The sequence below is a fragment of the Hydrogenophaga pseudoflava genome, from assembly GCF_031020795.1.
GTDB classification, from domain to species: Bacteria; Pseudomonadota; Gammaproteobacteria; order Burkholderiales; family Burkholderiaceae_C; genus Hydrogenophaga; species Hydrogenophaga pseudoflava_A.
Map to the genome: position 1 here is coordinate 530648 of NZ_JAVHJP010000003.1, position 22394 is coordinate 553041.

At 68.0% G+C, this 22394-nt stretch carries 18 protein-coding genes; 4 read left to right on the forward strand and 14 right to left on the reverse strand.

Features of this window, described 5'->3' with window-relative positions; translation table 11 throughout:
- Positions 1 to 48: 48 nt before the first annotated feature.
- A complete protein-coding gene (locus RCO38_RS12130; RefSeq protein WP_308328570.1) occupies positions 49 to 2340 on the forward strand; it encodes a patatin-like phospholipase family protein in 2292 nt (763 codons plus the stop codon).
- A 90-nt stretch (positions 2341 to 2430) separates the two neighbouring features.
- Here the strand turns inward: RCO38_RS12130 and RCO38_RS12135 are convergent, their stop codons facing one another.
- The 11 genes from RCO38_RS12135 to RCO38_RS12185 form a co-directional block, all read right to left on the reverse strand.
- Complete coding sequence (locus RCO38_RS12135; protein WP_308328571.1) at positions 2431 to 3252, reverse strand: acyl-CoA thioesterase; 822 nt, start codon at positions 3250 to 3252, stop codon at positions 2431 to 2433.
- A 4-nt stretch (positions 3253 to 3256) separates the two neighbouring features.
- Positions 3257 to 4465, reverse strand: a complete 1209-nt coding sequence (locus RCO38_RS12140) for an acetyl-CoA C-acyltransferase (RefSeq protein ID WP_308328572.1) — start codon at positions 4463 to 4465, stop codon at positions 3257 to 3259.
- Positions 4466 to 4474: 9 nt separating this feature from the next.
- Positions 4475 to 6874, reverse strand: a complete 2400-nt coding sequence (locus RCO38_RS12145) for a 3-hydroxyacyl-CoA dehydrogenase/enoyl-CoA hydratase family protein (RefSeq protein WP_308328573.1) — start codon at positions 6872 to 6874, stop codon at positions 4475 to 4477.
- 29 nt (positions 6875 to 6903) lie between these two features.
- Entirely contained in the window at positions 6904 to 7335 is a 432-nt protein-coding gene (locus RCO38_RS12150) for a DUF2147 domain-containing protein (protein ID WP_374694538.1), read from the reverse strand.
- A 43-nt stretch (positions 7336 to 7378) separates the two neighbouring features.
- Positions 7379 to 9175, reverse strand: coding sequence for an acyl-CoA dehydrogenase C-terminal domain-containing protein (locus RCO38_RS12155; RefSeq protein WP_308328574.1), 1797 nt, complete (start codon positions 9173 to 9175; stop codon positions 7379 to 7381).
- A 39-nt stretch (positions 9176 to 9214) separates the two neighbouring features.
- The gene (locus tag RCO38_RS12160; RefSeq protein ID WP_308328575.1) at positions 9215 to 9916 is read right to left on the reverse strand and encodes a TetR/AcrR family transcriptional regulator; all 702 of its coding nucleotides are present in this window, start codon (positions 9914 to 9916) and stop codon (positions 9215 to 9217) included.
- A gap of 180 nt (positions 9917 to 10096) precedes the next feature.
- Positions 10097 to 10774 carry a nucleoid occlusion factor SlmA gene (slmA, locus tag RCO38_RS12165; RefSeq protein WP_308328576.1) on the reverse strand — a complete coding sequence of 226 codons (678 nt, stop codon included), beginning with the start codon at positions 10772 to 10774 and terminating at the stop codon, positions 10097 to 10099.
- Positions 10775 to 10836: 62 nt separating this feature from the next.
- A complete protein-coding gene (locus RCO38_RS12170) occupies positions 10837 to 12330 on the reverse strand; it encodes an ATP-binding protein (RefSeq protein WP_308328577.1) in 1494 nt (497 codons plus the stop codon).
- Complete coding sequence (locus RCO38_RS12175) at positions 12314 to 13006, reverse strand: response regulator transcription factor (RefSeq protein WP_308328578.1); 693 nt, start codon at positions 13004 to 13006, stop codon at positions 12314 to 12316. The genes RCO38_RS12170 and RCO38_RS12175 overlap by 17 nt, the downstream gene beginning before the upstream one ends.
- A 2-nt stretch (positions 13007 to 13008) precedes the next feature.
- Positions 13009 to 13920 (reverse strand): acetylglutamate kinase, encoded by a 912-nt coding sequence (argB, locus tag RCO38_RS12180; RefSeq protein WP_308328579.1) that lies wholly within the window; start codon positions 13918 to 13920, stop codon positions 13009 to 13011.
- Between the two features lie 65 nt (positions 13921 to 13985).
- On the reverse strand, positions 13986 to 15971 hold the full coding sequence (locus tag RCO38_RS12185; RefSeq protein WP_308328580.1) for an SDR family oxidoreductase: 1986 nt from the start codon (positions 15969 to 15971) through the stop codon (positions 13986 to 13988).
- A 207-nt stretch (positions 15972 to 16178) separates the two neighbouring features.
- Between RCO38_RS12185 and RCO38_RS12190 the strand changes: the two genes are divergently transcribed.
- From RCO38_RS12190 to RCO38_RS12200, 3 genes are all read left to right on the forward strand, one after another.
- Positions 16179 to 16727: a phasin family protein gene (locus RCO38_RS12190; RefSeq protein ID WP_308328581.1), complete on the forward strand. Its 549-nt coding sequence runs from the start codon at positions 16179 to 16181 to the stop codon at positions 16725 to 16727.
- A 121-nt stretch (positions 16728 to 16848) separates the two neighbouring features.
- Positions 16849 to 18057, forward strand: a complete 1209-nt coding sequence (locus tag RCO38_RS12195) for a patatin-like phospholipase family protein (protein WP_308328582.1) — start codon at positions 16849 to 16851, stop codon at positions 18055 to 18057.
- A 1-nt stretch (position 18058) separates the two neighbouring features.
- Complete coding sequence (locus RCO38_RS12200) at positions 18059 to 18718, forward strand: TetR/AcrR family transcriptional regulator (protein ID WP_308328583.1); 660 nt, start codon at positions 18059 to 18061, stop codon at positions 18716 to 18718.
- A gap of 11 nt (positions 18719 to 18729) precedes the next feature.
- On the opposite strand, the gene RCO38_RS12205 is transcribed toward RCO38_RS12200, so the two are convergent.
- From RCO38_RS12205 to RCO38_RS12215, 3 genes are all read right to left on the reverse strand, one after another.
- A complete protein-coding gene (locus tag RCO38_RS12205; RefSeq protein WP_308328584.1) occupies positions 18730 to 19839 on the reverse strand; it encodes a M14 family metallopeptidase in 1110 nt (369 codons plus the stop codon).
- Positions 19836 to 21050, reverse strand: a complete 1215-nt coding sequence (locus RCO38_RS12210) for a M20 aminoacylase family protein (protein ID WP_308328585.1) — start codon at positions 21048 to 21050, stop codon at positions 19836 to 19838. The genes RCO38_RS12205 and RCO38_RS12210 overlap by 4 nt, the downstream gene beginning before the upstream one ends.
- 102 nt (positions 21051 to 21152) lie before the next feature.
- Entirely contained in the window at positions 21153 to 22298 is a 1146-nt protein-coding gene (locus tag RCO38_RS12215; RefSeq protein WP_308328586.1) for an ABC transporter substrate-binding protein, read from the reverse strand.
- Positions 22299 to 22394: the final 96 nt, after the last annotated feature.

Sequence of the window (22394 nt, forward strand, 5' to 3'; positions counted from 1 at the left end):
CAGCACGCTTCTACACTCGGCCGCATCCCGCTGCCCGAGAGCCCTTCGATGCACCACCCGCCCCCCTTCTCCTGGCTGCGCGCCCTGCTGGCCGCGCTGTGGCTGCTGTCGGCCACTGCAGCGAACGCGCAGGCCCCGGCGCCGGCCGCACCCGGTGCTTCCATGCAGAAGCCCAGGGTCGCCCTGGTGCTATCGGGCGGTGGCGCCCGGGGGCTCACGCACGTGGGCGTGCTCAAGGTGCTCGAAGAAATGAAGGTGCCGGTGGACATGATCGTCGGCACCTCGATGGGCGCGATCATCGGCGGCCTCTACGCCGCCGGCATGAGTGCCGACGATCTGGAGCGCGAGCTGCTCAAGGTGGACTGGGGCGACGTCTTCGAGCGCCGCGCGCCCCGCCAGCTGCTCTCGCAGCGCCGCAAGGAGGAGGACTTCGAGCTCTCGCCGGTGCTGGAGATCGGTTTTCGCGATGGCGAGTTCCGCCTGCCCACCGGCGCGGTGTCGACGCGTTCGCTGGAGCTGCTGCTGCGCCGCTACACGCTCTCGACCCGTCTGCTGGCCACCTTCGACGGCCTGCCCACGCCGTTCCGCGCCGTGGCGACCGACATGGAGACCGGCAAGGCGGTGGTGCTGGACCACGGCGACCTGGCCGCGGCCATGCGCGCCAGCATGTCGGTGCCGGGCGTGTTCGCGCCGCTGGATCTGGAAGGGCAGATTCTGGGCGACGGCGGGCTGGTGAACAACCTGCCGGTGGACGTGGCGCGCCGCATGGGCGCGGACGTGATCATCGCGGTCAACATCGGCACGCCGCTGGCCGGGCGCGAGACCCTGGGCAGCCTGCTGGGCATCACCACGCAGATGGTCAACATCCTGACCGAGCAGAACGTGCAGGCCAGCATCGCCACGCTCACGCCTGCCGACCTGCTGATCCAGCCCTCGCTGGGCAAGCTGACTTCGGCCGACTTCGAGCGGGCCCCGGAGCTGGTGAAGATCGGCCTGGACCACGCGCGCAGCGTGTCCGAGGCGCTCCGGCGGTTTTCGGCCGACGCGGCCGGCTACGCACAGTGGCAGGCCAGCCGCGGCATGAATGCCCAGGCCTACGCCGAACGCATGGGCCAGATCAAGGCGGTGCGCTTCGAGGGCGTGCCCGAGCGCCGCGTTGAGCCGCTGGCGCTGGCGCTGGACACCACCCCCGGGCAGCGGGTCAACGTGCCGCAGATCGAGGCCGACCTGCAGAAGCTCTCGGCCACGGGCGACTACGACCGCGTCGACTACCGGCTGGAACGGGTGCGCGACAACACCGACGAGACGCTGGTGATCGGCCTGCGCGAGAACGACTGGGGCCCCAACTACCTGCGGCTGGGCATGGATCTGCGCACCGACTTCGACGGCCGCGGCGACTTCAACCTGCTGATCGGCCACAACCGCCACTGGTTCAACGACAGCGGTGCCGAGTGGCGCAACCGGCTGCAGATCGGCGCCTCGCTGGCGGCCCTCTCGGAGCTCTACCAGCCGCTGGGCCGGGCCAACGACAGCTTCGTGGCGGGCTATGTGGACGCCAGCCTGCGGCGGCTGGAGGTGTACGGCACCGACGGCCAGGCGCTGGGCACCGGCACGCGACAGGGCCTGAAGCTGGGCGCCGACTACGGCTGGCCGATCGGCCTGCTCGGCCGCTACGGCGACCTGCGCCTGGGCGTTCAGCTGGGCCTGCACAAGGCGACGCCCGAGCTGGTCTCGCGCGAGGTTGACGAGAGCGAAGTCATCGCCACGCAGAAGTGGCGCGACGTCGGCGTGCGCGCCGCGCTGATCTCGGACCAGCTGGACTTCGCCAACTTCCCTTCGTCGGGCTATCGCTTCCAGAGCGAGCTGGCCGCGGGCCGCCGGCGCATCGTCTCAGGAGGTGACGACGCCTCGTTCAACCGGCTGGAGATGAACGGCAGCACGGCGCACTCATGGGGCGTGCACACGCTGAACATCGGCGCCCGCTTCGCCCGCGCCACGCGCGTACCGGTGGGCGCCATCGACGAGTTCTCGCTCGGCGGTTTCCAGCAGCTCTCGGGCTACCGCGTGGGTCAGGTCGCGGGCAACTACCTGCTGTTCGGTCGCCTGACCTACTACCAGCGCCTGCCCTGGAGCGTGGGTGTGGCGCGCGCCCTGTTCGCGGGCGGCTCGCTGGAGGCCGGCAACGCCTGGGGCAGTCGCCGCGACATCAGCATCCACGGTCTGCGCTACGGCTCCAGCCTGTTCATCGGTGCGGACACGGGCGTGGGGCCGCTGTACCTGAGCGTGGTGAGCGCACCCAAGGGCTACACCGGTCTCTACCTGTTCCTTGGTCGCCCCTGAAAGGCCACACCCCCACGCTCCGCCGCTGCGCGGGTCTCTGCCCCCCGAGGGGGCTGATTCGGCTTGGGGCGGCCCGGCGCCGAATCGTCGCTACTCCTTGTAGTAGACGACCTGGTGGCTGGAGCACAGCAGGTGTCCCGCCTCGCTCCAGAGCAGCGCGGTCTGGTCGAAGAAGCCATTGCGGAAAGCCTGGGCCCTCGCCTGTCCCAGCACCCAGCCATGGCCGACCTCGGCCAGCTGCGCCGAGCCGGCGTGGAAGTACACCGTCATTGACACCGTTCCCGCGGGCACAGGGGTCGCGCGGCGCAGCCAGATGCGCGGGAAGAACACGTCGGCCAGCGCGGCCAGTCCGCACAGGTCCAGCGGGCGCGGCACGGCGTCGCGCATCCACAGGCGCGAGCGGCTGTCGCTGCCGCTGCCGTCCCAGGTGCGCGGAATCGCGCCTTCGATGGGCCGCATCTCGTAGCGTTTGATCCACTCCACCGGCGAGGGCACGGTGTAGGGCTTGACCTCGTCGGGCCCGCGCACGGCGGGCATGGGCTCGTCGTCCACGCTCCAGGTGCTGCGACGCGCGGCCGTGACCACCGAGGCGGTGACCACGGTCTCGTCCTTGCCGCCCGCGCCGGTCTGCGTGATGCCCACCACCCAGTGCTGGGTCGAACGGTTGGTGCGCACCGGCTGCGCCGACACGGCGAACGGCCCGTCGGCCAGCGCCGCGCAGAAATTCACCGTCAGCGACAGCGGCTCGCCCAGCAGCGCCGGGTGCCGCATCACCGCGTTGAGCGCCGTCGCGGCCGTGATGCCGCCGAACGGGCCGACCATGTTGGCGTAGGAAGGCGAGGTGGCGCCTGTGTACTGGCCCTCACCGGTGGCGGTCAGCGCAATGGCCTGGTCAAACACATGCGCGCTCATGGCGTCACACCCGCTCGAAGATGCCGGCCGCGCCCTGCCCCATGCCCACGCACATGGTCACCATGCCGTACTTCTGTTTGTGCCGCTTGAGCGCGTGCACCACAGTGGCCGAGCGAATGGCACCGGTCGCGCCCAGCGGGTGGCCGAGCGCGATGGCGCCGCCCATGGGGTTGACCCTGGACGGGTCCAGGCCCAGGGTGTTCACCACCGCCAGCGACTGCGCGGCAAACGCTTCGTTGAGTTCGAACCAGTCGATGTCGTCCTGCTTGAGGCCGGCGTTCTTCAGCGCGGCGGGGATCGCCTCGACCGGGCCGATGCCCATGAGGTGCGGCGGCACGCCACGGCTGGCGTAGCTCACGAAGCGGGCCAGCGGCGTGAGGTTGTAGCGCTTGAGAGCAGCCTCGCTCACCAGGATCAGCGCGCCCGCGCCGTCGCTGGTCTGCGAGCTGTTGCCAGCGGTCACCGAGCCGCGCGCGGCGAACACGGTGCGCAGCTTGGCCAGACCTTCGAGCGAGGTATCGGGACGCGCGCCCTCGTCCAGGCTCACGGTGCGTTCGGTGATCGACACTTCGGCCGATTCGAGGTCCACGCTGCGCTCCTGCACCGTCACCGGCGTGATCTCGTCCGTGAACTCGCCGTTCTTCATGGCGATCACGGCGCGCTGGTGCGACTGCACCGCAAACGCGTCCTGCGCGTCGCGGCTCACCTTCCATTGCTGCGCCACCTTCTCGGCCGTCAGGCCCATGCCGTAGGCGATGCCGTAGCTCTCGATGTCGTCGGTGTTGCGGAAGATGGTGGGCGAGAGGCTGGGCGAGTTGCCCATCATGGGCACCATGCTCATGCTCTCGGTGCCGGCGGCGATCATCACGTCGGCCTCGCCCACGCGGATGCGGTCGGCCGCCATGGCCACGGCCGACAGGCCCGAGGCGCAGAAGCGGTTGACGGTGATGCCACCCACGCTGTTGGGCAGACCGGCCAGGACGGCACCGATGCGCGCCACGTTCAGGCCCTGCTGGGCTTCGGGAATCGCGCAGCCGGCGATCACGTCTTCCACCGCCTTCGGATCCAGGTTCGGCACCTGGGCCATGGCGGCACGCAGTGCGTGGGCCAGCAGGTCGTCCGGACGCAGGTGCTTGAACGAACCCTTGTGCGAACGGCCGATGGGCGTGCGGGTGGCGGCGACGATGTAGGCGTCTTGGATCTGTTTGCTCATGTCGCTTCCTCAGTTGCGGACAGGCTTGCCGGTGTTCAGCATGCCCAGAATGCGCTCTTGCGTTTTCGGGTGAACGATCAGCGAGCAGAAGGCCTGGCGCTCCAGCGTCATCAGGTACTCCTCGCTCACCAGCGTGCCCGGCTCGACGTCGCCGCCGGTGACCACGTTCGCGATCAGGCTGGCGATGTGGAAGTCGTGCTGGCTGATGAAGCCGCCGTCGCGCATGTTGACCAGGCTGCCCAGGATGGTGGCCTTGCCGTCGCGGCCGGCGACCGGGAACAGGCGCTTGTGCGGCGCGCGGTAGCCACCGGCGAACATCGCCTTGGCCTCGTTGATGGCGACGAACAGCAGTTCGTCCTTGTGCGGCACGATCAGGTCGGAATGCAGCACGTAGCCGAGCTTCCTCGACTCGATGGCGCTGGTGCCGACCTTGGCCATGGCCGCGGCGGTGAAACCTTCGGTCAGGAAGGGCAGCAGGTCCTTGCCGGTCGAGGTCTCGGCGTTCTCGGCCGCGCGGCGGGCGACGTAGGTCAGGCCACCGGCACCGGGCACCAGGCCCACACCGACCTCCACCAACCCGACATAACTTTCCATGTGCAGCACGCGGCGCGCGCTGTGCACCGCCAGCTCGCAGCCACCGCCCAGCGCCAGGCCACGCACGGCGCTGACCACCGGCACGCTGGCGTAGCGCAGGCGCAGCATCATCTGCTGCATGAAGCCTTCGGCGTCTTCGATGGCGGCCACGCCCACGGCCATAAAGGCCGGCAGCATGGCCTGCAGGTCGGCGCCGGCGCTGAAAGGCTCGTCGCCCGACCAGATCACCAGGCCCTGGTACTCGGCCTCGGCCAGGTCGATGGCGGCCATCAGGCCTTCGCAGACCTCGGGGCTGATGGCGTGCATCTTCGTCTTGATGCTGGCGATCAGCACCTGGCCGTCCAGCGTCCAGGTGCGCAGGCTGTCGTTCTCGTCGATGGTCGTGCCGGCGGTTTCGAACTTCGGTCCGGCTTCGCCCAGCAACAGCTCGGGGAAGTGCTGGCGCTCATAGACCGGCAGGCTGCGGCGCGGCTCGAACACGCCCTTGGACGGGTTCCAGGAACCTTGCGCGGTGTGCACGCCGCCGGCCTCGGCGACGGGACCCTTGAACACCCAGTCGGGCAGCGGGGCTTTGCTCAGCGCCTTGCCGGCGTCGATGTCCTCCTGGACCATCTTCGCCACCTCCAGCCAGCCGGCTTCCTGCCACAGCTCGAACGGGCCCTGCTTCATGCCGAAGCCCCAGCGCATGGCCTGGTCGACGTCGCGCGCGGTCTCGGCGATCGAGGCCAGATGCACGGCGGCGTAGTGGAAACCGTTGCGCAGGATGGCCCAGAGGAACTGGCCCTGCGGCCCTTCGCTGTTGCGCAGCAGCTTCAGGCGCTCGGCGGCCGGGCGCTTGAGCATGCGGCCGTAGACCTCGTCGGCCTTTTCGCCGGCGGGCACGTAGTCCTCGCTCTCCAGATCGAAGCGCAGGATGTCTCGGCCGACCTTCTTGAAGAAGCCGGCCTTGGCCTTCTGGCCCAGGTTGCCGAGCTTGATCAGCTTGGCCAGCACCGGCGGCGTGCCGAAGCGGCCGTAGAACGGGTCGGTCTGCTCGTTCAGGTTGTCCTGCAGCGTCCTGATGACGTGGGCCATGGTGTCCAGGCCCACCACGTCGGCGGTGCGGAAGGTGCCGCTGGACGCGCGGCCCAGGCGCTTGCCGGTGAGGTCGTCCACCACGTCGTAGGTGAGGCCGAAGTTCTCCACCTCCTTCATCGTCGCCAGCATGCCGGCAATGCCGATGCGGTTGGCCACGAAGTTGGGCGTGTCCTTGGCGCGCACCACCCCCTTGCCCAGGCCGCTGGTGACGAAGGCTTCCAGATCGTCGAGGATCTTCGCTTCGGTGGTCGGGGTATTGATCAGCTCCACCAGCGTCATGTAGCGCGGCGGGTTGAAGAAGTGGATGCCACAGAAACGCGGCTTGATCGCCTCGGGCAGGCCTTCGCTGAGCTGGGTGATCGACAGGCCCGAGGTGTTGGACGCGACGATGGCGTGTTCGGCGACGAAGGGCGCGATCTTCTTGTAGAGATCGAGCTTCCAGTCCATGCGCTCGGCGATGGCCTCGATGATGAGGTCGCAGCCGCGCAGCTGTTCCAGGTGCTCCTCGTAGTTGGCCTGGCCGATCAGGTCGGCGTCCGCGGCCACACCCAGCGGCGAGGGCTTGAGCTTCTTGAGGTTCTCGATGGCGCGGGTGACGATGCCGTTCTTGGCGCCCTCCTTGGCCGGCAGGTCGAACAGCACCACCGGCACCTTGACGTTGACCAGGTGCGCCGCGATCTGCGCGCCCATCACGCCCGCGCCGAGCACGGCGACTTTTTTCACTTGGAATCGTTTCATTGGGGTTCCATGAAGGAGTGGGGCAAGCGTCACTGCACGCGTTGCCAGATCTGGGTCCGGTAGAAGGGGCCGATGTAGCCGCGGATCTGCAGCTGCTTGCCGCCATCCAGCGGGGTCATCTTCAAGGTGTATTCCTTGCCGTTTTCGGGGTCGAGGATCTTTCCGCCTTCCCACACCGCGTCAGAGGCCGACTTCTTCGCACCACGGATGATTTCCATGCCCACCTTGGGCTTGTCCTTGCGGTCGTCGGTGCACGCCGTGCAGTTGGGTTCACCACTTTGCGTGAGCGCCTTTTCGATCCGGCCGTGCAGCGCGCCCGAGGCCGCTGGCGCAATGCGGATCTCGGCCTTGGCCTCGCCCGTCTTGTCGTCGATGTTGCGCCAGAGGCCCTCCGGGGTCATCTGGGCCATGGCCATGGTCGAGGCCATGGACAGAACGAATGCAACGGTGCACTTGCTCACGGGTGTCTCCTGGTGTCTTTGTGGGCGGGAGGGCAAAGACCCGTCAGGCCAGCGCCGCGTCTGTGTCCATCAGCGCCTTGCTGCCGGCGCGCGCGGTGCGCATCAGCATCGCCGTCTCGGGGAACAGCTTGGCGAAGTAGAAGCGCGCGGTCTGCAGCTTGGCGGTGTAGAACGGATCGGTGCTGCCTTCAGCGATCTTCTGCAGCGACACCTGCGCCATGCGGGCCCAGAAGTAGCCGAACACCAGGTGGCCGGCCACGCGCAGGTAGTCCACCGCAGCAGCGCCCACCTCGTCGGGGTTCTGCAGGCCCTTGAAGCCGATCTCCATGGTGAACTTGGTGATCTGCTCGCCCAGCACGGCCAGCGGGTTGATGAACTCGGCCATCTTCTCGTTGACGCCCTCTTCCTGCACCAGCGCACCGACCAGCTTGCCGAACTTCTTGAGCGTGGCGCCGTTGTTGCCCAGCACCTTGCGGCCCAGCAGGTCCAGCGACTGGATGGTGTTGGTGCCTTCGTAGATCATGTTGATGCGCGCGTCGCGCACGAACTGCTCCATGCCCCATTCCTTGATGTAGCCGTGGCCGCCGAAGACCTGCTGGCACATGGTGGCGGCCTGGTAGCCGTTGTCGGTCAGGAAGGCTTTGACGATGGGCGTCAGCAGCGACAGCATCTCGTCGCTGTCCTTGCGCACCTTCTCGTCGGGGTGGTGGTGCACCTTCTCCAGCAGCACCGAGCTGTACATGGCGAGCGCCCGGCCGCCTTCGGCGTAGGCTTTGGCGGTCAGCAGCATCTTGCGCACGTCGGGGTGCACGATGATCGGGTCGGCGGGCTTGTCCTTGGCCTTGGCACCGCTCAGGCTGCGCATCTGGATGCGGTCCTTGGCGTAGGCCAGGGCGTTCTGGTAGGCCACTTCGGTCAGGCCCAGCGACTGGTTGCCCACACCCAGGCGGGCGGCGTTCATCATCACGAACATGGCTTGCATGCCCTTGTGCGGCTGGCCGACCAAGGTGCCGATGGCGCCGTCGATGACGATCTGCGCCGTGGCGTTGCCGTGGATGCCCATCTTGTGCTCCAGGCCACCACAGTGGATGCCGTTGCGCGCGCCCAGCGTGCCGTCGGCACTGGCCAGGAACTTCGGCACCACGAACAGGCTGATGCCCTTGATGCCGGGGGGCGCGTCGGGCAGGCGGGCCAGCACCAGGTGCACGATGTTGGCGGCCATGTCGTGTTCACCGGCGCTGATGAAGATTTTGTTGCCGGTGATCTTGTAGGTACCGTCGCCCTGCGGTTCGGCCTTGGTGCGCATCAGGCCCAGGTCGGTGCCGCAGTGCGGCTCGGTCAGGCACATGGTGCCGGTCCACTCGCCGCTGACCAGCCTGGGCAGGTACAGCGCTTTCTGCTCAGGCGTGCCGTGTTGGTGCAGCGCGGCGTAGGCGCCGTGGCTCAGGCCGGGGTACATGGTCCAGGCCTGGTTGGCCGAGTTCATCATCTCGTACAGGCACTGGTTGACCACCAGCGGCAGGCCCTGGCCGCCGTACTCGGGGTCGCACGACAGCGCCGACCAGCCGCCGTCGGTGTAGGTCTTGTAGGCGTCCTTGAAGCCGGCGGGCGTCTTCACTTCGTGCGTGACCTTGTCCAGCGTGCAGCCCTCGGTGTCGCCGCTGATGTTGAGCGGGAAGATCACCTGCGAGGCGAACTTGCCGGCTTCTTCGAGCACGGCGTTGATGGTGTCGGCGTCCATCTCGGCGTGCTGGGGCATGGACTGGAAGTCGGCGCTGACGTTCAGCACCTCGTGCATCACAAACTGCATGTCGCGCAGGGGCGGGTTGTAGACGGGCATGGGGAGACTCCTGAGGATGGCTTGTGAAGAAAGGGAGGGTCAGGCGGCGCGCGGCTTGCGGGCGGCCTTGCGCGCAGGGGTGCTGCCGGGGGCCTCGTCCGCGCTGTAGCGCTGCACGATGCCCTCGAAGGCAGTGACCGCGCGCTGCAGGGAGTCGGGCGTGCGCAGGAAGCGGGCCTCGTAGTGCAGCGCGAGGATCAGGGAATGGATCTCGAAGCGCATCTGGTCGGCGTCGGTGTCGCCGCGCAGATGGCCCTCTTCGATGGCGATATCGATGGCGCGCTTCATCGCCGCCAGCCAGGTGCTGACCGAGCTGGCCAGCGCGTCGCGCACCGGCCCGGGCCGGTCGTCGAACTCCACCGCGCCGCTGATGTAGAGGCAGCCCGAATCGATCTCGACCGAAGTGCGCTTCATCCAGTTGTCGAACAGCGCACGCAGACGCGGCAGGCCGCGCGGCACCGACATGGCGGGGTAGAACACCTCTTCCTCGAATCGCTGGTGGTACTCGCGCACCACCGAGATCTGCAGCTCTTCGCGCGAGCCGAAGTGCGCGAACACGCCCGACTTGCTCATCTGCATGACCTCGGCCAGCGCGCCGATGGACAGGCCTTCGAGTCCGATCTGCGTGGCCAGCCCCAGCGCCGCATCGACGATGGCGGCCTTGGTCAGCTGACCTTTTTGCAGCGACCTTGTCAGGGCGGCGTCGCTGCGTGGGCGTTTGGAGGAAGTGGTGGCACTCATGCGGTGTAGAAAAAAGCAGACCGCTCACAAATCGAACGGTCGTGCTATTTTTACCGCAAAAGAATGACCCCACGCGCAGCGATTGGCGCAGGGCGGAGACTTTGTCTAGGGGCTGCGCCCTAATGGGCGGCGCGCGGCGCCACCGTCTACGGGTTTACCCGCAGACCCGGGCCCACCCGCTCACAGGCGGCCGTCGGGCAGCAGGAGGCGCAGGCCGTGCTCGAGGTTCTCGCCGGGGGAGCGCTTGAAGCCACTGCGCGCAAAGCGCTGCAACCGCCCCATGCAGAAGGCCGTGATCACCGAGGCGTCGGCCTGGGCGTCGACGGTGGGCGTGGACACCGACGAGAGCACCGCGATCTCGCGCAGGTTCTGGCGCAGCGCCGACTCGATCTTGTCGAAGAACAGGTTCATGCGCTGTTGCAGGCGCTCGTTCTCGTACACCAGCGCGTCGCCCACCATGACGCGCGCCATGCCGGGGTTCTTCTCGCCGAACTGGAGCAGCAGAGTGACCAGCTTGCGCGAGCGCAGGACCGGGTCGGGCTCGCGCTCGCTCAGCTGGTTGACCAGCCCGAACACGGACTGTTCGATGAACTCGATCAGGCCTTCGAACATCTGGGCCTTGCTGGCGAAATGGCGGTAGAGGGCGGCTTCGCTGACCTCCAGCCGCGCGGCCAGCGCCGCGGTCGTCACGCGCTCCGCACCCGGCTGCTCCAGCATGGTGGCCAGTGCCTGCAGGATCTGGACCCGGCGCTCACCCGGCCTGGGCCGCTTGCGACCACCGGCCTCGGCGCTTTCGTTGCCTTCGTTGGCGGCTTCTGGAGAGGCGGCGGCCGTGGACGAGGAAGCGCTGGAGCTCATGGGTGGTTCGGGTCCGTTGGTGTTCAGCAGACGGGCCGGCGAGGTGTCCGGCCCGTGGTGTGTCATCCCTCCAATGATTCTCGCACAGGCCTGCCGCCGGACCGGACCGCCACGAACACCACGCGCACGCGCAACCCGCGCCCATTCCCACCGGTCAGCAACTGCAGCTGGGTGCGATGGGAGCGGGCGATTTCGTCGGCAATGGCCAGCCCCAGCCCGCTGCCGTCGGCCTGGGTTCCGGGCAGGCGGTAGAAGCGCTCCAGCACCCGCCGCCGTTCGTCTTCCGCGATGCCGGGGCCATCGTCCTCGACCTCGATCCACGCCTGCGGCGGTTCCACGGCCAGGTCCTGACCACAGCGCAGCGTGATGCGCCCACCCGGCGGGGTGTACTTGACCGCGTTGTCCACGATGTTGATCAGCAGCTCGCGCAGCAGCCAGGTGTGGCCACGGGTCTGGGCCGGCTCGGCCTCCAGTCCCAGGTCCATCTGCTTGTCGGCCGCTGCGTCGAGATAGAGCGCCAGGATGTTCTCGCACAGCTCCTGCAAATCCACCTGCTCCTGGGGGTGGGTGCCGGCGCTCACGCTGTCGGCGCGCGACAGCGCCAGCAGCTGGTTGGCCAGCTGCGAGGTGCGCCGCGTCGCGTCGCGCAGGCGGTGCACCTGCTCGACCCGCAGGCTGAGCGTCTCTGCGCCGCCCATCGAACGGGCCGCCTGTGACCACGCCTCGACCTGGGCCTGCAGGCCTGCGAGCGGCGTGCGCAGCTGGTGCGCAGCATCGGCCACGAAGCGCCGCTGTGCCTGCGTCTGGTCGTTCACCAGCGAGAACAGGCGGTTGAGCGAGGACACCAGCGGCCGCACCTCGGCCGGGGCGCTCTCGGCGTCGATGGGACTGAGGTCCCGCGGCGAGCGGCGTTCGACCGCCTCCTTGAGATCGATCAGCGGGCGCAAGGCGCGCGACACCGCCCAGGTCACCGCCACCGCCGCCACCAGCATGAGCAGCAGGTTGGGCAGCACCACGCGCAGCAGCACCGTGTCCAGCCACTGCTGGCGACCATCGGAGCCATCGGCCAGCATGATGATGAGTTCACCGGCCGCCGTCGGGCTGCGCTGCGCCACCACCCGGTAGGTGATGCCGCCGTCGACCACGCTGAGGAACTCGGCGTCGTCGGTGGTGGGCAGCACCGTCGGCAGCCAGCGGTCGCCCACCAGCAGACGCCCGTTGGCATCCATCACGCCGTAGGCGGCGTAACCCTCGCGCTCCTTGAGGAACTCGTCCACGGGCGGCGCCAGCAGGAGGGCCAGCCCCGGATCGGCGTCGATGTCGATGGGCCGGGGGGCATCCCTGGGCTGGGTGACCACCACCGAGTCGGCCAGCATCGGCACCAGCCTCAGCAGCTGCTGGTCCTGCTGCAGGGCCGCGGTGCCCGCGCTCTGGTAGTGGAAATAGACGCTGGCCAGCCCGACCAGGCCGAGCGGCAGGAACAGCAAAACCAGCAGGCGCCGCTGCAGCCCCCAGATCAGGCCGTCGGACGACGGGCCTTCAGGGCTCACGCGCATGGGAGGCGGGCGGCAGCAGTTCGAGCCGGTAGCCGAAGCCGCGGATCGAGCGCAGCGCCACTCCGGCCGGCTCCAGCTTGGCGCGCAAACGCGAGACGTACACCTCGATGGCGTTGGGTGTGATTTCCTTGTCCCAGCCGGTGAGGGCCGCCAGCAGCTTGTCCTTGGCCGCCGGCTTGGGCGCCTGCAGCAGCAGGTACTCCAGCACCGTCCATTCGCGTGGCCCCAGTTCCATGGCCTGTCCGGCCAGGCAGACACGGCGCTGCGCCGTGTCCATCTCCAGCGGCCCCAGACTGAGCACGGCCGTGGTCGCGGCCTGCGAGCGCCGCAGCAGCGCCCGCAGGCGCGCCAGCAGTTCGGGCAGCTCGAAGGGCTTGAGCATGTAGTCGTCGGCGCCGAGGTCCAGGCCCTGCACCCGGTCGTGCAGTGCGTCGCGCGCGGTGAGGATCAGCACCGGTATCGCCAGACCCCGCGCGCGCAGGCGCTGCGTCAGCTCCAGGCCGTTGATGCCGGGCAGGCCGATGTCGACGATGGCCAAGTCGAAGCTGTCCTTGTCGAGCGCCTGTTCGGCACGCTCGGCGCTGCCCACCCAATCCACCGTGTAGCCGGCATTGCTCAGCCCCAGCTTGATGCCGCTGGCGACCATCACGTCGTCTTCGACCAGCAGCAGTCTCATGGTCAGTGGCTTTTGATCATGGTGCCGAAGGGCTGGTCGCCCAGCACTTCGAGCAACAGGGCGTGCGGCACACGGCCGTCGATGATGTGCACCGCGTTCACGCCGCTCTTGGCGGCATCGAGCGCGCCGGCGATTTTGGGGATCATGCCGCCGCTGATGGTGCCGTCCTCGCACAGCTCGTCGATGCGGCGCGGCGTCAGCTCGGTCATCAGGTTGCCGGCCTTGTCCAGCACGCCGCGGATGTTGGTCAGCATCAGCAGCTTCTCGGCCTGCAGCACGGTCGCCAGCTTGGCCGCCACCACGTCGGCGTTGATGTTGTAGCTCTCGTTCTTCTCGCCGAAGCCGATCGGGCTGACCACGGGAATGAACTGGTCGTCCTGCAGCGCCTTCACCACCGAGGGGTCGATGCTGACGATGTCGCCGACCTGGCCCACATCGTGTTCGCGGCTGGGGTCCTGCGTATCGGCCAGTCGCAGTTTCTGCGCGCGGATCATGGCACCGTCGCGCCCCGTCAGGCCCACGGCCTTGCCACCAGCGGCGTTGATCAGGCCCACGATGTCCTGCTGCACCTCGCCGCCGAGCACCCACTCGACCACCTCCATGGTCTCGGCATCGGTCACGCGCATGCCCTGGATGAACTCACCCTTCTTGCCCAGGCGCTGCAGCAGGGTCTCGATCTGCGGCCCCCCGCCGTGCACCACCACCGGGTTGATACCCACCAGCTTCAGCAGCACCACGTCTTCGGCAAAGTCCTGCTGCAGGGCGGGGTCGGTCATGGCGTTGCCGCCGTACTTGATGACCATGGTCTTGCCGTGGTACTTACGGATGTACGGCAGGGCCTGGGCGAGCAGCTCGGCCTTCTCGCGCGGCTGGACGTGGGACAGGTCGACGGGGGTGTGGTTCGGGCTGGTCATGGCGGATGAGTAGGAGAAAGCTGGAACTGCGAAATTCTAGGCCCCCACCCGCCCGGACCTGGCGGTCAGAAATGAATTCCGCGCATCATCTGCTGCATGGCGATGGCTTCGGGCGAGAGCTGCGGCTTGGCACCCTTCTCGCCCTTGGCGGCCGACGAGTCGGGGAACATGCGGAAGCTGGTGTTCATCACGATCTGCGCGATGCGGGGCACGAAGGCGTGCATGACCTGCCCCGTCACACCCAGGCGCGTGGCGATGCGCACCGGCTTGAAGATGCAGGCCTGCGCGATCATGTCGGCCGCTTCTTCGGGCGACAGCGTCGGCACGTTCTTGTAGATCTGCGTCGGCGCGATCATGGGCGTGCGCACCAGCGGCATGTTGATGGTGGTGAAGCTCACGCCCTGGTCCGCGAACTCGCTGCTGGCGCAGCGCGTCCATGCATCCAGCGCGGCCTTGCTGGCCACGTAGGCCGAGAAGCGCGGTGCGTTGGTCAGCACGCCGATGGAGCTGATGTTGACGATGTGGCCCTTGCGCTTGGCCACCATGCCGGGCAACAGGCCCATGGTCACACGCAGGCAGCCGAAGTAGTTCAGCTGCATGGTGCGCTCGAAGTCGTGGAAACGGTCGTAGCTGCTCTCGATGGCGCGGCGGATGGAGCGGCCGGCGTTGTTGACGAGGAAGTCGACGCCGCCGTGGTTCTGGATCAGCAACTGCACAAACCGGTCGCAGTCGGCCATGTCGGCGATGTCGGCCGGGTAGGCGACGAACTGGTAGCCCCTGGCCCGTGCTTCTGCACAGGCCTCGTCGAGCTTGTCCTGGTCCCGCCCGCAGATGATGGTGACCGCGCCCGCCTCGGCGAACTTGTGGGCCGCCGCCAGGCCGATGCCCGAGCTGCCACCGGTCACCAGCACCACCTTGCCGCCCACCGTGCCACGCAGGCTGCGGTCGATGTGCAGGTCGGGGTCGAGGTGGCGCTCCCAGTAATCCCACAGGCGCCAGGCGTAGTCCTTGAGGTCGGGGCAGGCGATGCCGCTGCCCTTGAGCGCGGCCGTGGTCTCGCGGCAGTCGAAGCGCGTGGGGTAGTTGACGAAGGTCATCATGTCCTCCGGCAGCCCGAGGTCCTGCATCACCGCGCGGTAGACACGGCGCACCGGCGCCAGCGCCATCAAGCCCTTCTTCACGCTCTTGGGGATGAAGCCCAGCAGCGCCGCGTTGACGAACAGGTTCATCTTGGGCGCATGGGCCGCCTTGCTCAGGATGTCCAGCACGTCGCCGACGCGGTAGCCCATCGGGTCCACCAGGTGGAAGCAGCCCCCGCTGCCGCGTTTCTGGTGGCTGATGTGGTCCAGCGCGTTGACCACGAAGTCCACCGGCACGATGTTGATGCGCCCCCCTTCCAGGCCCACGCTGGGCATCCAGGGCGGCAGGATCTGGCGCATGCGCTGGATCAGTTTGAAGAAGTAGTAAGGGCCGTCGATCTTGTCCATCTCGCCGGTTCGGCTGTCGCCCACCACCGCGGCGGGCCGGTACACCGTCCAGGGGATCTTGCATTCCTGGCGCACGATCTTCTCGCTCTCGTGCTTGGTCATGAAGTACGGGTGGTCGAGCCCTTCCGCCTCCTCGAACATGTCCTCGCGGAACACGCCTTCGTAGAGGCCGGCCGCGGCGATCGACGACACATGGTGGAAGTGCCCGGCGCCGATGGCCTTGGCGAACTCCACGGTGTTGCGCGTGCCGTCCACGTTGACGGCGATCTGGCTCTCGGCGTCGGCCTCCAGGTCGTACACCGCGGCCAGGTGGTGGAAGTGGTCGATCTGGCCCTTGAGCGCCTTGATGTCCTCCGCGCTCACGCCCAGCTTCTTCGCCGTCAGGTCGCCGAACACCGGGACGGCGCGGGTCGCGCCCACGCCCCAGAACTCGCGCAGCTCCGCGACCTTGCCTTCACTTTCCCTGCGCAGCAGGAAGTGCACCACCGCCCCCTTGCGCTCCAGCAGTTTCTTGACAAGGCGTTTGCCGATGAAGCCGGTGGCGCCGGTGACGAAATAGTGCATCAATGTACTCCTGCGGTGGTGTGTATCGGGGACAGCCGTGCATTGTTCACCACCGGCCAGGGCCACCGGTTCAGCAGAAACCCGTGGCGCACACCCCCTGTTTTTAGTCGCAGGCCCCTACACAGCCACGGCACGGCGGCCGTACAGTGCCGTCACCGAGAGGCACGCCAAGCCTCCGTCCCGATCCACCCCGTTCACGGAGCTTCCATGGTCACCAAGACTCGCAAATCCGGCACCGCCAGCACCGGTGCCACCGCCTCCGCATCGCCGCTGTCCGGCGCGATCAAGGATTCCGCCCAGCAGATCTGGCTGGCCGGTTTGGGTGCCTTTTCCAAGGCACAGGCCGAAGGCGGCAAGGCCTTCGAGACCCTGGTCAAGGAAGGCCTGTCGATGCAGCGCAAGACGCAGGCCGTGGCCGAAGAACGGATCAACGAAGCCACGCAGCGCATGACCAACATGGCCAGCGACATCGGCAGCAAGGCCGCCGGCCAGTGGGACAAGCTCGAGAACATCTTCGAGGACCGCGTGGCCAAGGCGCTGAACAAGCTGGGTGTGCCCTCGGCCCGCGACATCGAGGCGCTGATCGAGCGCATCGACGCCCTCAGCGCCGCGGTGGCCGGCGACAGTGGCAAGACTGTGAAGGCCGCTGCACCGCGCAAGGCTGCAGCGCCGAAGTCCGCGGCCAAGGCCGCCCCGAAAGAGGCCGGAGCCAAGCCCGCCCGCAAGGCCCCGGCGCGCGCCAGGAAGGCCGCATGAACGCTGCGACCGTGTGACGCACGGCTGAGCACACAGGGGCGCCAGGCGCCCCTTTTTTTCGTCCGCCCGGACTGCTGCAACGCAACACCCACCGCCACTGTGGCGGTCTACACTCGACCGCATGACGCCTCCCCGCCCCCGTTCGACACGGCGTTCCCGCCCGGCTTCCCGCATCGCGCTGGCCTTCGCCGGCGGCGGTCCGCTGGGTGCGATCTACGAGATCGGTGCACTGTGCGCCCTGGAAGACTGCCTGCGCGGACTGGACTTCAACGGTTGCGACCACTACATCGGCGTGTCGGCCGGCGGTTTCATCGCCGCGGGTCTGGTCAACGGCATCACGCCGCGCCAGCTGTGCGAGTCCTTCATCGAGGACCGGCTGGGCGACGACCACTTCGACCCTGCGTGGCTGATGCGCCCGGCCTGGCGTGAGTTCATCGAACGCGCGCAGCGCGTGCCCGCCCTGATGGGTGGCGCGCTGTGGGCCTGGGCCGCCCAGGGCAAGCGCTTCACCAACGCCTTTGAGCGAATGGGCGCAGCGCTGCCCACCGGCGTGCTCGACAACGAGGACATCCACGAACAGATCCAACGCCTGTTCAACAAGCCCGGCCGCAGCAACGATTTCCGCCGGCTGCGCGCCCGCCTGACCCTGGTGGCCACCGAGCTGGACACCGGCGAGGCCACACCTTTTGGTCGCCCGGGCTGGGACCATGTGCCCATCTCGCGCGCCATCCAGGCCAGCGCCGCCCTGCCCGGCCTGTTCCCGCCGGTGGTCATCGACGGTCGACACTATGTGGACGGCGCGCTCAAGAAAACCGTGCACGCCACGGTCGCGCTGGATGAGGGGGTGGACCTGCTGCTGTGCCTGAACCCGTTGGTGCCGTTCCACGCCGGCGCCGGCAGCGAACACATTCCCTCGCTGGTCGAGGGCGGGCTGCCGGCGGTCATGAGCCAGACCTTCCGCTCGATGATCCACTCCCGCCTGGCGCTGGGTTTCAAGCATTACGAGCGGGCCTACCCAGGCACCGACATCGTGCTGATCGAACCCGACCAGCGCGACGCCGAGCTGTTCTTCGCCAACACCTTCAGCTACCGCCAGCGCCGCGAGCTGGCCGAACACGCCTTCCAGCAGACCCGCCAGCTGCTGCGCGACCGCGCCGGCCACCTGGGGCCGACGCTGGCGCGGCACGGCATCACCCTGGACGCCGCCGCCCTGAGTGACCCGCTGCGGCGGCTGCTGCCCGCCGAACCGGTGCGGCGCGACACGGCGGTGGAACGCCTGCGCAGTACCCTGGACACCCTCGAACAACGGCTGCAGACGCAGCGCGCCTGACATGACCCGAAAAGCCCCCCGGCGCACGGCCGAACGCATCCTGGAAGTCACCCTCGCGCTGTTCAACCGCTTTGGCGAGCCCAACGTCTCCACCACGCTGATCTCTTCCGAACTGGGCATCAGCCCGGGCAACCTGTACTACCACTACCCCGCCAAGGACGAACTGATCAACTCGCTGTTCGAGCGCTACGAGAAGGCGCTCAACGAGCTGCTGCAGGCCAGCGACGGGGTGCGCAACGTCGAGGACGCCTGGTTCTTCCTGCATTCGCTGTTCGAGATCGTCTGGGAGTACCGCTTCCTGTACCGCGACCTCAACGACCTGCTGTCCAAGAACCGGCTGCTGGAAACGCGCTTCCAGGCGGTACTCAAAAACAAGATCCGTTCGGTGCGCAGCCTGCTCGGCAGCATGTCGCGCGCCGGCGCCATCGACCTCGACGCACGGGAACTCGAACCCACCGCCAACTGCATGGTGGTGCTGCTGACCTACTGGCTGAGCTTCGAATACGTGCGCGACCCACGCCATGCGCTGGAGCCGGACAACGCACAGGCCGCGCTGCTGCGCGGGGCCCAACACGTGCTCAATGTGCTGGCGCCCTACCTCGAAGCGGGCCAGCGCCAGCACCTGCTGCAGCTCACGGGCGCCTACCACACGGCACCCTGACCGGCGCGGGGCTAAGGCAACGGGCTGCGGCGCAGTCCGTCCACGGCCTGGAACAGGGCCTGGCGAGCCTGTGACACCACCTGTGCGCGCCAGTCGTCGGAGTCGACATAGAACGCATCCCGCATCCGTTTCTGGATCACGGTCCGCAGGCCGGCCGGGGCGTCCGGATGCAGCCGCATCCAATGGTCGCCGCGCAGGGCATTGAGCACGTCCAGCAGCGGCAGGGTGCCGTACTCCAGAGCGATCCCGGTGTACCGGGCCTGCGGGCATTCCTCGTAGACCGCGCTCCACATCAGCCCGGTCAGTCGCGCCGAGGCGGAACTGCCGTCGTAGATCGAGGTCACCGGCGTCTGGCCGTCGCCGCCCCACCAGGCCCGGGCGCGCTGCAGGGCCGCGTCGTCGTCGCGGCAGGCGAAGATACGCTCGCCCAGGCCGCTGGGGCCCAGCCCGGTGTGCAGGTCGATCCAGGCGATGTGATGGGCACGGCGCCCGTGTTCGCGCAGTACCCCGCGCAGCGTGCGCTGGCTCCAGGTCGGTTCGGTGCCACCGAAGAACAGGCCGTCGGGGTGGCTGTGCTGCCCCTGCGAGACCGCGCTCTGGTACGCGCCCAGGCCCTTGCGTCCGATGAAGCGTGCGATGACCGCCTCGTTCTCGGCTGCCGGCGGCCAGACCGCCGGCAGCAGGAACGGATGCAACTCGTCGTAGGCCGGGTTTTCGGGCAGCGGGCGCGAGAAATCCTGGAAATTGCGGTTGAGATCGACGTTGTCTTCCGTCACCCGGCGCAGGTGCGAGAAGCCATGGGGATTGAGCGCATGGATGTACAGCACCGCCACACCGGCATCGCGGGCATGGGCCCGCCAGTCGGCATCGTGGGCCGCAAACACCTGGATGCCCGATCCGCAGAAGCCCTCGATGCCATGGCAGCCGCTGCTGACGATCAGCAGGCGCTCGGCGTCCGGCGGGCCGTCCAGGGCCACGTCCATGGCCAGGGTCTCCTGTTCGCGCCCGGGCAGCGGGTGGTTGTGGCTGCTGATGGCCATGCCCGCTGCGGCCGCGCCTTCCAGGAACTGCACGCGCGACCGGGCGTAGGTCGGCGCGAAGGCGGACTGCGGATTGATCATGCCGCGTCCCTGCGCGGCTGCGACAGCCACTGCTCGGCCAGGCGCACCCAGAACGTGGCGCCCAGCGGAATCAGGTCGTCATTGAAGTCGTAGCTCGGGTTGTGCAGCGTGCAGGGGCCACCCCCGTGGCCGATTTCGCGGTGCGCGCCCTCGCCGTTGGCGATGAAGAGGTAGCAGCCCGGCCGGGCCTGCAGCATGTAGGCAAAGTCTTCCGCCCCCATGGTCGGCTCCTGCACCAGCACCTGCTCGGAACCGACGATGCCCGTCAGCACCTCGCGCACGAACGCGGTCTCGGCCGCGTGGTTGACCGTTGGCGGGTAGTTGCGGTGGAACCGGAACTCACAAGTGGCCCCAAAGGCGGCGCAGGTGTGTTCGGCGATCTCCTGCATGCGCCGCTCGATCAGGTCCAGCACCTCGTAGGTGAAGGTGCGCACCGTGCCCTGGATCTCGCAGCTGTCGGGCACCACGTTGGTGGCTTCGCCGGTGTGGATCATGGTCACGCTGATCACGCCGGCATCGACCGGCTTCTTGTTGCGCGTGATGATGGTCTGAAAGGCCTGCACCATCTGGCAGGCCACAGGCACCGGGTCGATGCCGTTGTGCGGCAGAGCGGCATGCGAGCCCTTGCCGCGGATGGTGATGTGGAACTCGTTGCTCGAGGCCATCACCGGTCCGGCGCTGGCGGCGAAACTGCCCACCGGCATGCCGGGCCAGTTGTGCATGCCGAACACCGCCTCGACCGGGAACCGCTCGAACAGACCGTCCTTGATCATCTCGCGCGCGCCACCGCCTCCCTCCTCGGCAGGCTGGAAGATCAGATAGACCGTGCCGTCGAAGTGGCGGTGCTGCGCGAAGTGCTGGGCCGCCGCCAGCAGCATGGCGGTGTGGCCGTCGTGGCCGCAGGCGTGCATCTTGCCCGCGTGCTGGCTCGCGTGGGGGAACTGGTTGTGCTCCTGCATGGGCAGCGCGTCCATGTCGGCGCGCAGGCCGATGGCGCGGCCGCAGGCCCCGCCGTCGCGCCCGTGCACGATGCCCACCACACCGGTGGTGCCCATGCCCCGGTGCACCGGGATGCCCCACTCGGTCAGCTTGGCCGCGACCACCTCGGCGGTGCGCACCTCTTCAAAACAGAGTTCGGGATGGGCGTGGATGTCGCGGCGCACGGCGGCGATGGCCGCGGACTGGGTCAGGATGGAATCGATCAGCTGCATGGTGTCCTCGTCTGCAAGAGGCCATGGTAGCCCTGCAACGCCATGGACACAGGTCCGCCCGCGACAACCCGGACCGGACCGGGGGTTGTGCGCGCCCCCGCCTCAGCGGCGAACCCGGCCGTCTTCGGTCAGCAGCGTCAGTTCGACAAAACGGGAACCGGTGTGTTTCTGCGGTCCGAAGTCGAGCGGGAAACCGCCGATGCTCACGTCCTTCATGCCCGCGATGGCATCGATGAAGGCCTCGCGACCGGCGCCGCGGGCGCGCTTGAGCCCTTCCACCAACACCTTCGCAGCCACGAAGCCCTCGATGCCGGAGTAATTGGGAGACACACCGCGCTGGTCCTTGAGCGCCGCCAGGTACTCGCCCGACAGCGGCGTGGCCGGCGAATAGGGAAAAGGCATCACCTGACTGACCGCCACGCCCTTGGCCACCGCCCCCAGCTCGTCCAGCAGCGCCTGCGTGCCGACAAAGGAGACGTTGTAGAAGTTGCCCGCATAGCCCTGCTGGCGCGCCAGCCGGATGAACGTGGCACAGGCCTTGTACGCGCCGATCTGCACGATGGCCTCGGGCTTGACCGCGAGAACGTCCTTGAGTGCCTGCGCCACCTCGGTGCTGTTGCGCTCCACGGTACCCACCGCGGCCGGCTCCATACCGAGCGCCTTCAAGGCCCGCTGGACACCTTCGAGTCCGGCCTTGCCATAGGCGTCGTTCTGGTAGAACACCGCCACCCGCTTGATACCGATCGAGGTGACCTGCTTGACGATGGCGGCGGTCTCATCGAAGTACGAGGCCCTGACATGAATGGCGTAGCGGTTGAACGGCTCGCGCAGCGCCTGCGCGCCGGTGAACGGCGCAAAGAACGGCATCTTGGCTTCCGTGGCCAGTGGCAGGGCCGCCAGGCTGGAGGCGGTCCCGACATAGCCGAACAGGGCGAACACTCCGTCGGCGATGAACTGCTTGGTGTTGGCCACGCACCGCTCCGGCTCGTAGCCATCGTCCAGCCGTCTGAGCTCGATGCGGCGCCCGTTCACACCTCCGGCAGCATTGACCTGGTCGAAGTACAGCTGGGCCCCCAGATTGAACTGCAGCCCCAGTTGCGCGGACGGCCCGGTCAAGGGCGCCGACTGTCCCAGCACGATGGCCCCCGACCCGGCGGCCGCCTGGGCCCACGCGGAACCGGCAACACTGGCCAAGGTGGAAGCCCCAAGACAGGCGCCCAGTGAAGAAAGAACCCGACGACGTTGCATCCAGAGACTCCTGATATGCTTTTTTGAGCAGCCCAAGGTGTCACCCCGTTCGTAACAGGACGTCACCAGACTTGCGAAGCCTACTACATAGGTTCC